Raw genomic sequence first — 14,949 nt, forward strand, 5'->3', positions numbered from 1 at the left:
ATGGTGGCTATGAGTCTTGCAGCACGTGCGCCGCTCGGTACGGCGCGTCCCGGAAAGATTTCGCCGCGCCGTAAAGTTCCGGCTTCCATTGAACGCCCTGAATATATGTTCCATGACGGGCCGGAAGTGATCACCGCCTCGGACGTGAAAACCGAGGAGACGATTGAGCGGATTCGGGTGGCGGGAACCATTGCCGCGGATGCCATGTACGAGGCCGCCAAAGCGATCCGCCCGGGCGTGAGCACCGATGAGCTGGACCGCATCGCGCACGAATACATGATCGATAACGGGGCCTACCCCTCCTGCCTGGGCTATATGGGTTTCCCCAAGTCGATCTGTACCTCCGTGAACGAGGTTATCTGCCACGGCATCCCCGATGACCAGGTACTACGCGAGGGCGACATTATTAATCTGGATGTCACGGCCTATAAGGACGGCGTGCACGGGGATACCAATGCCACCTTCGGCGTGGGCGAGATCGACGAAGAATCCCGCCTCCTCATCGAACGCACCGCTACAGCCACCCTGCGCGGCATTAAAGCGGCACGCCCCGGGCGCCAGGTCAATGTGATCGGGCGGGTCATCGAGTCTTACACCAAGCGTTTCGATTACGGGGATGTCCGGGATTTCACCGGGCACGGTGTAGGCGAAGCTTTCCATTCCGGCCTTATTATTCCTCATTACGACGCCGCACCTTTGCACGGGGAAACTATCGAAGAGAATATGGTCTTTACGGTCGAGCCCATGGTGACCCTGGGAACTATCGACTATGAGATCTGGGATGATGACTGGACCGTTGTGACCAAGGATCGCGGGCGCACCGCCCAATTCGAGCACACCATCGTGGTGCGGGAAAGCGGACCGGAAATCCTCACGCTGCCCTCCGATCCGAATCTTGGGCTGCGGCTCTAGGCGGGTATACGCTGCGCGGGCCGCGGGGCTGGCTACGGCGCGAGCTGATATACGCGTGGGGGCGGATCCGAAAATCCGCCCCCACTGTCATCTTGGCCTATACGCCGGGTTCTGTACCGCTTGCGCGGCGGCGACCATCCATCTACGTGCGCCATTGCTGACGCACTCTAGCAATCCACCCGTGCCCTAGACGAGGAGCCTGGCGGGGCACTGTCTGATCTTGCTCCCGGTGGGGCTTGCCGTGCCATGCCGGTCACCCGGCACGCGGTGGTCTCTTACACCACCCTTTCACCCTTACCTTGCGGCGGTTTACTTTCTGTTGCGCTTTCCCGCGGGTCACCCCGGGTGGGCGTTACCCACCACCGTCCTCTACGGAGCCCGGACGTTCCTCGAGGCGCATACGCGCCGCGCGGCCGCCCGGCCAACATGACCCGTTTATGCTACCAGCCTGACGGGCGCGCGGGCGCCGCCCTACGGACACGTGGTAGCGGGCCTACGGATGCGCGCGCATCCCTACAGTGAGCGGCGGGCACCCCGGGGTTCCGACCGGGATTCCGACCAGGGTTCTGACCAGGGTTCTGATCGGAGTTCCGGCAGCATCTAAGAATGCCGTTTCTGAATGTATCTCCCCCATCGATTACCACGAGTAATTATGCAATATTGTTTCCTTGCTCACATGCAAAAGTCCGAATACGCGGGAAAGTAAGGCAAGCCGTTCCCACCGCCACAGCAGCGATTGTTAAGTCTTTGAGGATCCCTTGCCCGTAAATATTAAACCTGCTTAGAATCCAGACAACAGGCAAAACAGCGATGTTTCGCGCGTTTTCTCTGTTAGTAGGTAATGGCTGCGGGGGCCGACTTTGCGTGAGGGTCGGCTCCCGCACCTCTCTCCGTAGCACCGTGAACATGCGCCACGGGCTGCGCAACCCCGCGAATACGTGTCACACACCACCGATATCCACCACCGTAGACGCTCACCACATTTATCCAAAGGTCATGTACGAATATACGGCCTGGCTCGTAGACTTTAGCTGTTTTATAAACGCTCAAAAGTTGCAGATTAGCCGCTCCGGGTAGTACTGCACGTCTTCGCGAAGGATCCCCATGACACAGCGCATCTCCCGACTCGCCAGTACTCTTACCGTGACCACCCTCGCCCTCAGCATGGCGGGCACCGTGGCCGCCCATGCCCAACCGACCGCCGGCTCCCCCGCCCCGGGGGCTTCCTTTACCTCCTGCACGGATTCCCCCAAGGCGAAGGCCGCGGTGGATGAAGCAAAGGCCGAACGTGAGGCACTGCTCAAGAAAACGGAAACGGCGCAGCAGGAGCTCGCCGCCGCTCAGGAAGCGGCAACTGCGGCGCAGGCCGCCAAGGATGCGGCCGCCGCGAAGCTGAGTGAGGCGGAGAAGGCCGCCCAGGCCGCCGCGGAGGCACGCGACGGTGCCAAGGCCGCCCTCGATGCTTTCCAGGCGGAAGGCCAGGCCGCGAAAGATGCGCTTCCCGCGGCCCGCACCGCCCTCGAGGAGGCGGAAGGCCGGGTAGGCGCGGCGTCGTCGCAAAAAGACAAGGACAGCGCAGCGGTAACGGAAGCCCAGCGCGTTCTTGAGGAAAAGAACGCGGATCTCGCCGCAAAGAAGCAGGCGGAGAAGGATGCGCGCGCGAAGTTGGAGGCGGCGCAGGCGGCCGAGGCCGCGGGCAATGCCGAACGCGAGAAGCTCGCCGCGCAGCTGCGTGAGGTGACCGAGAAGAAGGAGCAGGCGGATGCGGACCTGGCCGCGGCACAGGCGAAGGAACGCGCGGCGCAGGATACTCGTTTTGAGGTGGTTGCGCGGGAAGCAGAAAAGGTCGCCGCCGCGCAGCGCGGGTACGACGACGCTGTTGCCGCCCTTCCCGCCGCTCAGGCCGCGAAGGAGGAAGCCCAGCAGGCGGCCACCGCAGCCGCTAACGATGTGACCGTCAAGCGTGGGGAGGACGAAGCTGCCCAGGCGAAGGCCCAGGATTCGGAAGCGAAGCTGGCGCAGGCCACGCAGAAACTCGGCGATCTTGAGAACGCCGTGACCGACCTGAAGAACCGCCAGGCCGAGGTGGAAGCCGCGCTGCCCGGGCTCGAGCAGGCGAAGAATGACGCTGAGGCTGCCTACAACGAAGCCCAGGCGGCCGAGGATGAAGCCAGGGATTGGTACGAGGCGGCTGCCGGAGATAAAAAGAATTTCACCAAGGAGGAGGTAGAGCAGTACCGGCAGGAATGGGAGGCAAAGAAGGCCGAAACCGCCCCGAAGAAGGCGGCTTTCACGCAAGCCAATGATGCCTACACCGCCAAGGCCGCGGAAAAGGATCAGCTGGCCACCCAGCTCCCGGCAAAGGAAGCGGAGCGCGATGCCGCGCAGACCGAGAAGACCGGGCTGGAGACGGCTCACGCCGCGAATCAGCAGGCCGCGCAGGACAGCGCTGCGAAGCTGGCCGCAGCGGTGGAGACTGAGGCTGCGAAGCGCGCGGCTCTCACGGAGAAGGACGCGGCGCTTACCGCGGCCCAGCAGCAGGTAGAAACGACGAAGGCTGCCCTCGCCGCGGCTGAAGCGGCGGCCGCAGAAGCGACCCGCCCGGTGGATGAGGCCCTGGCCGCGGCCCAGCGGGAAACCGCCGCGGCGCAGGAGAAAGCCACGCAGCTAGCCGCCGAGCACGCCGCACTTTCCGAGCAGATCATGACCGTGCACGTACCCAAGTGGAATGATCTGCGCCTCAAGCGTGAAGACGCACAGCAGGAGCAGACTCAAGCGGCCGGTGCGCTCGCGGAGGCAGAGGCTGCGAAGGGCGCCGCGGATCAGGAGCTTGAGAAGGCGAAGGCCGCGGCGGAGAAGAGCGCTGCGGCGGTTACGTCCGCTGAAGCTGAGCGTGACGCGGCGAGCCAGAAGGTGAAGGAACTGGAGGCGGCCGGAGCGAAGCTGGACGGTTTGCAGGCCGAATATGACACGTTGGCCGCAGCTGGGGCGCTCGCGGAGGCGGATGCTGCTGCGGCTCGTGAGCAGGATGCGGCCGCTGGCACGGCACTTGCGGACGCGACGGCGAAGGCCGCGGAGGCCGATGCTGCGGTCAAGCGTTCCGCGGATGATCTTGCCGCGCTTGATACGCGTATCGCGGCGCTGCGGACTTTCCTGGACAAGTGCGCCGCTGAGGAAGCGGAGCGGCCGGGCGCGGGCGAACAGCCCGGAGCCCCGGGCGCTCCTGAAACTCCGGCACAACCGGAACAACCGGCTAATCCAGAGCAGCCCGGAACCGGGACCGCGGCACCGAGCACGCCGGCACCGGGAGCTTCGGCGCAGAATCCTTCAGTGCAGGGCGGCAAGCATGCCGATCCTTCTGCACCGGTCGCCCGCGGTCAGCAGTCGGTTGGCAAGCACGCTGCACCCGCGGCGCAGCTGCCGAGCACCGGCGCGGAGAGCAGCGGTATCGCGGGTTCGGCTCTGCTGCTGATGCTCACCGGAGCGGGCGCGGTGGCTTACGCCTCCCGTAAGCGCGCCACGCGCTAAAAATCCGCACAACATAGAGTGCGCATAAGAACACCGTTTTCAGCTGATTTCGTGTTTCTTATGCGCACTCTGTAGCTCTGATGGTTTCGAATGCGCACTTCCTACGTCCCCGCCTGGCGATTGCTCTGGCGGGGACGGGTTGTTTTTCCGAGCTGTACTGCAGCTGTCGTACGTGCGAAGTACAGGCGTGAAAAAGAAAGCCTTCCTAGGCTTCGTCGTAATCAACCGGCACGATAATGCAGTCGTAATCCTCAGAAAGATAAATCTCATCTTCCGCGGTGGCCTTGATTTGCGCCACTTCCACCGGGGAAAGTGTGATTCCCGCCCCGGTAGCACCGTTAGGCGTCATGGTCATAACCGCGTAGCCGCCGGTGGCAACCGAGTGTTCGTACACTTTTTTGAGAGATTCTGCCAGCGGTGCATAGAGTTCCTCACGCTGGGCGCGGATTTTTTCTTGGGAAGCGGTGATGTCCGCGACCACGTCCTCCAGTTCGGAGCGCTGGGCCAGTACTTTTTCTTGGAGTGAATCGATAGCTGCACCCAATTCCCGCACTCGCTCTTCGCCACCTTCAACAGCTTCGAGCGCAGCGAATTCCTTTTCCGACGTTTCTTCCAGGGTGGTGCGCAGCGCCGCCATTTCGTCTTCCAGCACGAGCAGATCGCGGGAGGTCAGTCCGGTGCCGGCATTATATTTTTCTTCTTTGTCCGCTACCTGGCGAGCCAAATCCGCGCTGGTCTTCTCCACACTCGCTAACTCCGCCCGCGCCTGCTCCAACTGCGTCTCCGCCGCGGTTTTTTCCCGCCCGCGCGCGGCAATCGCGTTGAGGAGTTTACCCAAAGAAGCTCGCAGCGGATGCTGGGTATTTTCCCGCTCGAGGCGGTTGAGCTGCGCGTCCAAGTCGGCAACCTGAAGCAGAATAAGTTGATCGGCACGGGGTGCTTTCATCGGGTGGATCTCCTTCGACTCGCACGAAAGGCGCACGGCGCGCCTTCCCCTATTCTATGTGGGAGAACCGGCCCCGCGCAGCGAGCTCACCCACGCAGCGCAATATTCCAAGCATCCGTGGGAATCTCGGAAATATACGTATCCAGCTGCGGGAAGCGTTCGCGCAAACGCTGCTCCATCTCGCCCAGCACCGGCCATTCGCTAGCCCAGTGGGTGGCGCAGATGAGTGCGCAGCCGCCGTCCCAAATATGGTCGGTGGCCGGGTGGTGGCGCAGATCCGCGGTGAGATACGCATCCGCGCCCGCGGCTTTCGCGGCCGCTAATAGCGAATCCCCCGAACCGGAGCAGATGGCTAGCCGCCGCACCACCCGATCCGGATCGCCCGCTCCGAGAACCCCGGCCGGAGTATGCGGCAACACCTCCGCGACCCGCTCGACCAGCTGCCCGAAAGACACGGCCGCGATGCTGCCCACCCCGCCTATTCCGGATTCGGGATCCAGCGGCGCCTCAATCTCCACGTCCAGAAGCCGCGCGAGCGCGGCGGTGGAGGCCACCACGTCCGCATTGGTGTGCGCACTAAAAAGCGCGACCCGCCCGCGCACCAGCTGCGTGATCCACCTTCCCTTGGCGAACGTTCCCGCCACGGTGGAAGTCCCGCGCAAAAAGAGCGGGTGGTGAGTGATGAGGAGGTCAGCCCCGCGTTCGCAGGCTTCTTGCACGGTTGCTTCACACGGGTCGACGGCGAAAGCGACGCTGCGCACCTCGTCGCTGGGCAGGCCGGCCACCAGGCCGACCCGGTCCCAGCTTTCCGCGCATGCGGGTGGGAAGAATTCATCCATGGCCGCGGTGATATCCGCCACTGTATACGTCATGGACTCACCCTACCCTAGGACGCCGTGCGCTCCACGGTGCGCTCCCACTCCTTGTGGAAAATTTCTTCCTCGTGATCGAAAGCGGTGACCACCGATTGCACGTAGAAGTTCTTCGCGTCGCAGCGGATGCGGGTATCGGCTTCCAGGCGGACCTCCCAATCGATATCCGGGCGAGCCAGCCCGATTTTCCATTCGGCTTCGGTGCGGGCCGAAAGCGGGTCATCCCAGGAAATCCAGTAGCGTTCCACGGAATCTTCGTCGTAGTGGAGGCCGTCCGGGTAGACCCGGGTTCCTCCGTAGGCCGGATCTACCTGGATAAACGTCTCTTTCTTCACCACGTCGCGGGCGATGAGGCGTTCGGGGCGGCGCGCCCCGGCAACCCCCGCTTCCGGGTATGTCACGTCCAAACCAACGGGCTGGACCGGCCCGGCGAAACTGACCGCATCGTCGAGGGCATCGCGTTCTCCCCCGGGGCGGATCGGGCGGGCGGGTACCACCAGCGCGGAAGCCCCCAGATCCACCTCCACCCCGGCGTTTTCCCGCACCGGCCAAATCCACGGCCAGTAAGCACTGGAAAGCGCCACCCGCAACGTGTGCCCGGCCGCGAAATGGTAGCCAATACCGGTAAGCGGAATCTCCACATCCACCCACTGCCCCGCGGGCATTTCCACGATCCGCTCGCGCCCCTCGCGAGCGCTCAGATTGAGGTTCCCGCGGGTGATGAGCGTGGAGGCACCGTCCGGGGCCACATCTTCCAGGCGCACATAGATATGCCCGCGCTCCCCGCCGTTGCGCAAGCGCAACAACACCCTGGCATTACCGAGAATCTCGACCGATTCCCCCAGGTAAAAATCGCAGGTCACCGCGCGGCCATCGTCGCCGCGCTGATCGACCGGCAAATCGGCGTCGTTCCCGTACGGGAAGTACCGCCCGGCATCCGAGCCGATGTCTTGCGGCGACTTCACAAGAATCGTGCCGCCACGCACCGCACCCGGCGATACGCTCGCCTGCCCCAATTCAAAACGAAGCGGCTCAATATCCGGGGAGGGCCAGGCACGTTCCGCCACCCAGCGGCCCTCGATTTCCTCGTATACCGAGGCTGGGCGCATGGGGTCGCTGATCCAGGTGCGCAGCAGCGGCTCATCCATTGCGCCGTTATCCACGCCCTTGAGCCACCTATCCCACCAGCGCAGCGTTTCCCCGAGGAAATCAATATGCGGCCCCGGGCGCAGATCGCGATCCGGGTACTGGTGGCTCCACGGCCCGAGCAGCCCGCGCACGTTCTTCCCCAGCGCGGAAAGATTCTCCACCAGGCGCAGCACGGTATCGCGGTACGGATCGAACCAGCCGCCCACCGCGAGCACCGCCGCATCGAGTTTCGAATAATCCTCACACACCGAGCCGTGTTTCCAGTAGGCATCGCGGGTCTGGTGACTCATCCAGGTATCCACGTAGGGCTCCATATTATTGAGGCGCTCTAGCCACATGGACTTCCAGTTTTCCCCCACGGCGCGCGGGTCCGGCGGCCGGGATTCGAAAGCGAGCATGGTGGCTCCCCAGGCGTGCATATCCACCGCGAGCATCGAGCCGCCGAAATAGTGCACGTCATTGTCGTAGCGGTCGTCGGTGGAGCAGGTGGTGACGATCGCCTTGAGGGCTTCCGGCTGGTAGGAGGCGAGCTGGAGCGAATTGAAACCGCCCCAGGAAATCCCGAACATACCCACGCTGCCCGTGCACCACTCCTGCGCGGCAATCCACTCGATGACTTCCAGGCCGTCTTTGTGTTCCTGCGCATCGTATTCATCGCCCGGGATACCCTCGGAATTGCCGTGCCCGCGGATATCGACCCGGATGGAAGCGTAGCCGTGCCCGGCGTAATACGGGTGGCGTTCGTGATCGCGCGGCGCGGTCCAGTCCCCGCTGCGGTAGGGCAGATATTCGAGGATCGCCGGCACTTTTTCTTCCGTGCGCGGCATCCAGGCTTTCATCCACAGCCGGGTGCCGTCCGAGAGCGGAATCCACCCCTCGCGAATCTCAGTCTCGTAGGGAAAATCTGTGATGTACTCCATTGTTCTCCTTCCTAGGCGTCTGTGCTGTGTTGCTTCTGTGCGTGTGCTGCGGTTTTCGTGGGGCGCGTTGAGGAACGACGACGCCGCCAGCTCTACGCGACGACTTTCATACGTGAGCGCATCCACGGAGTAAGCGCCATGAGCAGCACGCCGTAACCGATAACCACCGCTCCCTGCACTCCGAAGTAGGCAGGGATGGAGGCGGCCATATTTTCGTAATCGAAGAATTTCACCACCTGGGCTTGGATTCCCTGGGCGCAGGCCATCGCCGCGAACCACAGGGCCATGGTTTGGGAGGCGAAAGCCCGCGGGGCGAGTTTCGTGGTGGCCGACATCCCCGAGGTTTGCAGCACCAGATCCCCCAGGCCGAGGAAGATATAGCATCCCACCAGCCACAGCGGCATAAGAAGAGCCCCGCGCGGGGTGAGGATGCCCGCGAGCGCCACGATGACGAAGGCGATCCCGCCGAGCACCGCGCCCAGCCCCACTTTTGCGGCCACGTGCGGTTGGCGTTTGCCCATTTTCAGCCAGATCCAGGCGAGCACCGGCCCCATGATGATTTCCACGATGGCGGTGAGGGAAATGTAATAGGAGGAGGGGTAGCTCAGGGAGCCGATGGTGTTATCGGTGGCGTTGAGGGCCACGAGGTTGAGGGTATTTCCGGTTTGGAAATAGAGCAGGTTGTAGAGGATGAGGGCGATGAGCAGCAGCGCGTAAGGGATGAGATTGCGCCGTTCTACCGGGGTGACCTTCGGGGAGCGGTACATCCACAGGAAGAAGAACACCGGCACGATCCAGGTGATCACGGAGATGCCATTGACGACGTCGCTGAGCGTGGCGGAGGAGAAGGTGGCGAAAAGCGTGGCTACCGCGACTACTCCCCCAACCAGTCCCACGAGCATCCAGAAGGAACGGTCCGCCACGAAACTGGCGCGGATGCGATGCGCTTTGGCGCGCCCGGATAGGTTTTTCCCGGTTGCCACGTAGGCGATGAGGCCGAGGATCATTCCCACCGCGGCGGAGGCGAAACCGGCGTGCCAATGCACCCGTTGGCCGAGGAACCCGGCCACCAGCGGCCCGAGGAACGCCCCGATATTAATACCGGCGTAGTAGATGGAGAAGCCGGCATCGCGGCGGCTATCCCCGGGTGCGTAGAGTTCACCCACCATGGTGGAAACGTTGGGTTTGAGGAGCCCGGTTCCCACCACGATGAGGCCCAGGCCCACCCAGGTGAAGAATTCGGTGGGGATACCCATGGCGATATGACCCGCGGCAATAACAATGCCGCCCCAGAGCACCGTGCGGTAGGTGCCGGAAATACGATCCGCAATCCAGGCGCCCGCGATGGAAAGCAGGTAGACGAGGGCACCGTAGGCGGCCACGATGGAGGATCCCACGTCCTCCGCGTAGCCGAGCCCGCCGCTGGCGATGGCATCGGTGAAGTAGAGGACCAGGATGGCCTGGAAGCCCAGGTAGGAGAAACGCTCCCAGAGTTCCAGGCCGAAAAGGGAATACAGGCCGGTGGGTTGGCCCATAAAGGAGCGGGTGGCGCGGGCGCGCCGGTCGCGGCGCAGGGCTTCCTTATGTTCCTTAATGTACTTTTTGGGATTCTCGACGTTATCGGGGACCTGCGCGGCAATCTGCGCGTGGGTGGGGAGGTCCGCGGTGGTGGTATCAGTCTGGTTGCCCTCATGGGGTAGGTCAGTCACGTTGGTACTCCTTGCTATCCGTTTTCCAGGGTAACAAGGGCCTCCGACATAACCGCTATTTGAGTACTTTTTTATCGTTTTCGCCCTACCGCCCACCCGCCGCAAGCCCTGAGCCCATAGGAAAAACTCGAATAGACATGACATCGGTCACATTGATAGGCTGTGGGGCATGACCACATGCGATATTCCCTCAATTCCCCTTGCCGATGGCGGCCAGATTCCCCTGGTTGGAATCGGCTCCCTACTGGCCAAAGGTAACGAGCTCGCCACCACGCTCGGCCAGATCATTGCCGATGGCTACCGCCTTATCGATACCGCCCAGCAGTACGCCAATGAAACGGCCGTTGGGGAAGCGGTGAAACGCTCCGGGGTACCCCGCGCGGAGGTATTCATCACCTCCAAGGTGGCCGGCGGGGAACAGGGGAAGCGCTATACCCGGCGCAGTATTGAGGATTCGCTGCGTCGCCTAGATACCGATTATCTTGACGCTCTCCTCATCCACTGGCCCAATCCTTCCCGTGGCCTGTACGTGGAAACCTGGGAGGAGATGCTCGCGGCGCAGGCGGAGGGCCTGGTGCGCCACGTGGGGGTCTCGAATTTCTTGCCCGAACATCTCACCCGCCTGCATGAGGCCACCGGGGTGTGGCCGGTGCTCAACCAGGTTCAGCTCTCGGTTGCCCTCCCGCGCACCGATCTGCGTGCTTTCCACGAGCGCCACGGTATTGTCACCCAGGCGTGGCGGCCGCTCGGCGGGCCGGAAAAGCTACTGGATCAAATTGTGGTGGCGCGCCTGGCTGCCAAGCACGGGGTGAGTGCCGGGCAGATTGTGCTGCGCTGGTGTGTCCAGCAGGGCATTGTGGCGATTCCGTCGTCGTCCCAACGCGAGCGCTGGCGGGCAAATGCCGATATCTTCAACTTCACCCTGGACGACTCGGATATGCGCGATCTGGCCGCGCTGGACACCGGCGACCTGCACGTCTGGGATGCGCGCACGCACGAGGAGTGGTAACGGAATCTCACGGCGCTCACGGCATAAAGAGTGGGCCCGACCGGATTCGAACCGATGACACCCTGGGTGTAAACCAGGTGCTCTGACCAACTGAGCTACGGGCCCGCGCGCTGCGCACTCGGATGATCCTACCCGATACGCGGCCCGCGCGCACCTTCGCGCCGAAAATACCGGCAGCGCTTCCGTTGCGACTGTCCGCCGGCGCTACCGGCCCGGCCTACCGCACGGCTCTGCGCCGAAAATACCGGCGGAACCCTCCGGCGGCTCTAGTAGCGCAGGCCCTTATTGGTGAGGCGCACGCCCGTCCAGGACTCCCCGAGGGCCACGGATGTGGTTGGTTGCATGCCCGCGGTATCGGCGGCCTCTTCAATATCGTTATGCGGCACCGCATTCGACACTCGCCCGGTGGGCACAAAGAGCCAGCAGATAGCATTTTCGTCGTCGAAATTAGCCTTGATATCCAGGAGCAAATCGGTGAGGTCATCGACGTCTCCGTCGTCCGCGCGCCACCAAGCGATGGCACCGTCCACGATATCGCGCGAATCTTCGTCCACCAGCGCGCTTCCGATAGTTTCTTCGATCTGCGCGCGGACCTGGGCGGCTACGTCGTCGTCGTAGCCAAATTCTTGGATGATGTTCCCTTTCTGGAAACCAAACGAACTCATGGCTTAAGCTCATCTGATCGCCGGCATTTTTTCAAGTTAATCTCAGCCGCGTCGCCCGTGATTTTGGTGATCATTACCGTACGACGACGCGCGCCGCCCGCTCCGCGGGCGCCGCGAAAGCCACCGGCCATGCGCCCCGTCCACCGCTCAGCTTAATTCCGCTCATGCCTGTGCGATGGCTCTCAACAACGCGGTAATATAAGAGTGCATGTGTAAGAGGTACCACAGCCGTTCTGGGACTAAAGCCGCGAACGGGTAGCCTTGACACGTCCCTATGAACTACAACCACTCAAGCAATGGAGGAGATTCCGTGGCTTCACAAGATTCTGATGATCGCATGGTGTCCGGCCAGCTCAGCCAGATCCCGGATGTTGATCCGGAAGAAACCCGCGAATGGCTCGCGTCCGTGGATGATCTGATTGAAACAAATGGTGCGGATCGGGCGCGGTTTATCCTCGCCAGCGTGGATGAGCACGCACGCTCCAAGGGAGTTTCGGTCTCCCCTGATCTCGTCACGCCCTATATCAATACGATTCCGGCGGAAGAAGAACCTCCGTACCCGGGCACCCCGGAAGAAGAGGAACTCGAACACCAATTCCGCAGCTGGACCCGGTGGAATGCGGCCGTGATGGTCACGCGTGCCCAGCGCCCCGGCGTGGGGGTGGGCGGCCATATTTCCTCCTACGCCGCCCAGGCCACCCTTTACGAAGTGGGCTTCAACCACTTCTTCCGCGGCCCTGATGCTCCCGGTGGCGGGGACCAAATCTTCTTCCAAGGCCACTCCTCCCCCGGTAATTACGCCCGCGCCTACCTAGAAGGGCGCCTGACGGAAGCGGATCTGGATTCCTTCCGCCAGGAAGCCTCCCATATTTCCGGCGGGCGCGGCCTGCCCTCCTACCCGCACCCCCACCAGATGCCGGACTTCTGGCAGTTCCCCACCGTGTCCCTCGGGCTGGGCGCCACGAACTCCATCTACCAGGCTTGGTTCAATCGCTACCTGAGCGAACGCGGCATTAAGGACACCTCGGATTCGCACGTATGGGCCTTCCTGGGCGATGGCGAAATGGACGAACCCGAATCGCGCGGTATGCTCCAGCTGGCTGCCTCCCAGAAGCTGGATAACCTCACCTGGGTGGTCAATTGCAACCTCCAGCGCCTGGACGGCCCGGTGCGCGGCAACGGCAATATCGTGCAGGAACTCGAATCCTTCTTTAAGGGCGCGGGCTGGAATGTCATCAAGGTGCTGTGGGGTTCGGGCTGGGATAAGCTCCTGGCCCAGGATAAGGACCACGCCCTCGTAGATCTCATGACCTCCACCCCGGACGGTGACTACCAGGGCTTCAAGGCGAATGACGGCTCCTACGTGCGCAATAACTTCTTCGGGCGCGATCCGCGCACGAAGGCCATGGTGGAAGATTGGTCCGATGATGAGATTTGGGCGCTGCGCCGCGGCGGCCACGATCACCACAAGATCTACGCCGCCTATCGGGCGGCCCTGGCCCATAAGGGCCAGCCCACCGTGATTCTGGCGCAAACGGTCAAGGGTTATGACCTCGGCTCGAACTTCGCCGGGCGTAATGCCACCCACCAGATGAAGAAGCTCAATAGCAACGATCTCAAGCTGCTGCGCGATACCCTGCGTATCCCCATTGATGATTCCCAGCTGGAAGATCCCTATAACGCGCCCTACTACAAGCCGGCTGAAGATCACCCGGCCATGAAGCATATGCGCGAGCGGCGCGAAGCACTCGGCGGCTACCTGCCCCAGCGCCGCACCCACCAGGGTGGGATCGCCCTGCCGGCCGATAAGCCCTTCCAGTCCATGAAGAAGGGCTCGGGCAAGCAGAAGGTGGCCACCACGATGGCTCTGGTTCGCCTGCTCAAGGACATTATGCGCGATAAGGAATTCGGCTTCCGCATGGTGCCGATCGTTCCGGACGAAGCGCGTACCTTCGGCATGGATTCCATGTTCCCCTCCGCCAAGATCTTCAATACCCAGGGCCAGCAGTACACCGCGGTGGACCACGATATGCTGCTTTCCTACAAGGAATCCACCCAGGGCCAGCTGCTCCACACCGGTATTACCGAAGCCGGTTCCCTCTCCGCTTTCGTGGCGGCCGGAACCTCCTACGCCACCCATAACACCCCGATGGTGCCCTTCTACATCTTCTACTCGATGTTCGGGTTCCAGCGCACCGGGGATCAGTTCTGGGCGGCCTACGATCAGCTGGCCCGCGGTTTCATTATTGGTGGCACCGCCGGGCGCACCACCCTCACGGGTGAAGGCTCCCAGCATATGGACGGGCACTCCCCCGTTCTCGCCTCCACCAACCCGGGCATGGTCATTTACGATGCGGCCTACGCTTATGAACTCGGCCATATCTTCAAGGATGGCCTGAAGCGTATGTACGGGGATGGCTCGGACGGGCGTGAGCAAAACGTCATGTACTACCTCACGGTCTACAACGAACCCATCCACCAGCCTGCCGAACCGGAGAATGTGGACGTGGATGGCATTATCCGCGGTATCTACAAGCTCGATGAGGCTGATGGCCTGGGCGGCCCGCGCGTCAATCTGCTCTCCTCGGGCGTGGGGGTGCGCTGGGCCCGCGAAGCCAAGCGCATGCTGCGCGATGACTGGGGCGTGGATGCCACCGTCTACTCGGTGACCTCCTGGTATGAGCTGCGTAAAGACGGCTTGGCCACCAACGAATACAACTACCTCCACCCGGAGGAAGAACCGCGCAAGGCCTACGTGACCGCGAAGCTGGAAGGCGAAGAAGGCCCCTTCATCGCCACCTCCGATTTCGAGCACCAGGTCCAGGATTCCATCCGCGAATGGATCCCCGGTGATTATGAGACGCTCGGCGCCAAGGGCATCGGTATTTCCGATACCCGCCCGGCCGCCCGGCGCTACTTCAAGATCGACGACGCCACCATGGTGGTGCGGGCCCTGTACGCGCTGGCCAAGGCCGGCAAGATCGACCGCTCGGTTGTCCGCCAGGCAATCGAGAAGTACGATCTGCATAACCCGGCAGCTGCCGAACCGGTTCCCGATAACGACCCGGAGTAAAGCGGCGCGGGCCACGCCGGCGCTCCCGGCATCACCGGGATTCCCGGCACGCCCAAGCTACGGCGCTCGGGCGCTGCACCGGCAGCGGCGCAGGCCCGGCGTCGTCGTAACTAATTGAATAGTGTTTGAGCATCCGTGCTCTCACACGTAGCATAGTGTGGCGGTC

9 protein-coding genes, 1 tRNA gene and 1 other RNA gene are annotated in these 14,949 nt (G+C 62.7%); 4 read left to right on the forward strand and 7 right to left on the reverse strand.

All coding sequences use genetic code 11. The annotated features are described in order from the left end of the window. Complete coding sequence (gene map / locus CYJ17_RS07760) at window positions 1–912, forward strand: type I methionyl aminopeptidase (protein WP_087070663.1); 912 nt, start codon at window positions 1–3, stop codon at window positions 910–912. Window positions 913–996: 84 nt separating this feature from the next. Here the strand turns inward: map and rnpB are convergent. Beyond that, window positions 997–1,341, reverse strand: an RNA gene (rnpB, locus tag CYJ17_RS07765) — RNase P RNA component class A. 675 nt (window positions 1,342–2,016) lie between these two features. Between rnpB and CYJ17_RS07770 the strand changes: the two genes are divergently transcribed. Further along, complete coding sequence (locus CYJ17_RS07770) at window positions 2,017–4,440, forward strand: hypothetical protein (protein WP_087070662.1); 2,424 nt, start codon at window positions 2,017–2,019, stop codon at window positions 4,438–4,440. A gap of 205 nt (window positions 4,441–4,645) precedes the next feature. Here CYJ17_RS07770 and CYJ17_RS07775 read toward each other — a convergent pair whose 3' ends face one another. From CYJ17_RS07775 to CYJ17_RS07790, 4 genes are all read right to left on the reverse strand, one after another. Beyond that, window positions 4,646–5,386, reverse strand: a complete 741-nt coding sequence (locus CYJ17_RS07775) for a zinc ribbon domain-containing protein (RefSeq protein ID WP_087070661.1) — start codon at window positions 5,384–5,386, stop codon at window positions 4,646–4,648. A gap of 86 nt (window positions 5,387–5,472) precedes the next feature. Next, window positions 5,473–6,258 carry a Nif3-like dinuclear metal center hexameric protein gene (locus CYJ17_RS07780; protein ID WP_087070660.1) on the reverse strand — a complete coding sequence of 262 codons (786 nt, stop codon included), beginning with the start codon at window positions 6,256–6,258 and terminating at the stop codon, window positions 5,473–5,475. A 14-nt stretch (window positions 6,259–6,272) separates the two neighbouring features. After that, on the reverse strand, window positions 6,273–8,327 hold the full coding sequence (locus CYJ17_RS07785; RefSeq protein ID WP_101595539.1) for a CocE/NonD family hydrolase: 2,055 nt from the start codon (window positions 8,325–8,327) through the stop codon (window positions 6,273–6,275). Between the two features lie 92 nt (window positions 8,328–8,419). Continuing rightward, window positions 8,420–10,036, reverse strand: coding sequence for a peptide MFS transporter (locus CYJ17_RS07790; protein ID WP_234984492.1), 1,617 nt, complete (start codon window positions 10,034–10,036; stop codon window positions 8,420–8,422). Between the two features lie 169 nt (window positions 10,037–10,205). On the opposite strand from CYJ17_RS07790, the gene CYJ17_RS07795 reads away from it, so the two are divergent. Continuing rightward, a complete protein-coding gene (locus CYJ17_RS07795) occupies window positions 10,206–11,045 on the forward strand; it encodes an aldo/keto reductase (RefSeq protein ID WP_087070658.1) in 840 nt (279 codons plus the stop codon). Window positions 11,046–11,076: 31 nt separating this feature from the next. Here the strand turns inward: CYJ17_RS07795 and CYJ17_RS07800 are convergent. Then, a tRNA-Val gene (locus tag CYJ17_RS07800) sits at window positions 11,077–11,150 on the reverse strand. Window positions 11,151–11,311: 161 nt separating this feature from the next. Continuing rightward, on the reverse strand, window positions 11,312–11,710 hold the full coding sequence (locus CYJ17_RS07805) for a DUF3052 family protein (protein ID WP_026428793.1): 399 nt from the start codon (window positions 11,708–11,710) through the stop codon (window positions 11,312–11,314). Between the two features lie 337 nt (window positions 11,711–12,047). Between CYJ17_RS07805 and aceE the strand changes: the two genes are divergently transcribed. Then, window positions 12,048–14,783, forward strand: a complete 2,736-nt coding sequence (gene aceE, locus CYJ17_RS07810; RefSeq protein WP_087071189.1) for a pyruvate dehydrogenase (acetyl-transferring), homodimeric type — start codon at window positions 12,048–12,050, stop codon at window positions 14,781–14,783. Window positions 14,784–14,949 lie beyond the last annotated feature (166 nt).

Source organism: Actinotignum timonense (genome assembly GCF_002860685.3).
In the GTDB taxonomy this organism is placed as follows: Bacteria; Actinomycetota; Actinomycetes; order Actinomycetales; family Actinomycetaceae; genus Actinotignum; species Actinotignum timonense.

Excerpts from the sequence above, each read along its gene's own strand:
- aceE (WP_087071189.1), top strand. The coding sequence starts at position 12,048 with ATGGTGTCCGGCCAGCTCAGCCAGATCCCGGATGTTGATCCGGAAGAA.
- map (WP_087070663.1), top strand. The coding sequence starts at position 1 with ATGGTGGCTATGAGTCTTGCAGCACGTGCGCCGCTCGGTACGGCGCGT.
- CYJ17_RS07780 (WP_087070660.1), bottom strand. The coding sequence starts at position 6,258 with ATGACGTATACAGTGGCGGATATCACCGCGGCCATGGATGAATTCTTC.
- CYJ17_RS07770 (WP_087070662.1), top strand. The coding sequence starts at position 2,017 with ATGACACAGCGCATCTCCCGACTCGCCAGTACTCTTACCGTGACCACC.
- CYJ17_RS07795 (WP_087070658.1), top strand. The coding sequence starts at position 10,206 with ATGACCACATGCGATATTCCCTCAATTCCCCTTGCCGATGGCGGCCAG.
- CYJ17_RS07805 (WP_026428793.1), bottom strand. The coding sequence starts at position 11,710 with ATGAGTTCGTTTGGTTTCCAGAAAGGGAACATCATCCAAGAATTTGGC.
- CYJ17_RS07785 (WP_101595539.1), bottom strand. The coding sequence starts at position 8,327 with ATGGAGTACATCACAGATTTTCCCTACGAGACTGAGATTCGCGAGGGG.
- CYJ17_RS07775 (WP_087070661.1), bottom strand. The coding sequence starts at position 5,386 with ATGAAAGCACCCCGTGCCGATCAACTTATTCTGCTTCAGGTTGCCGAC.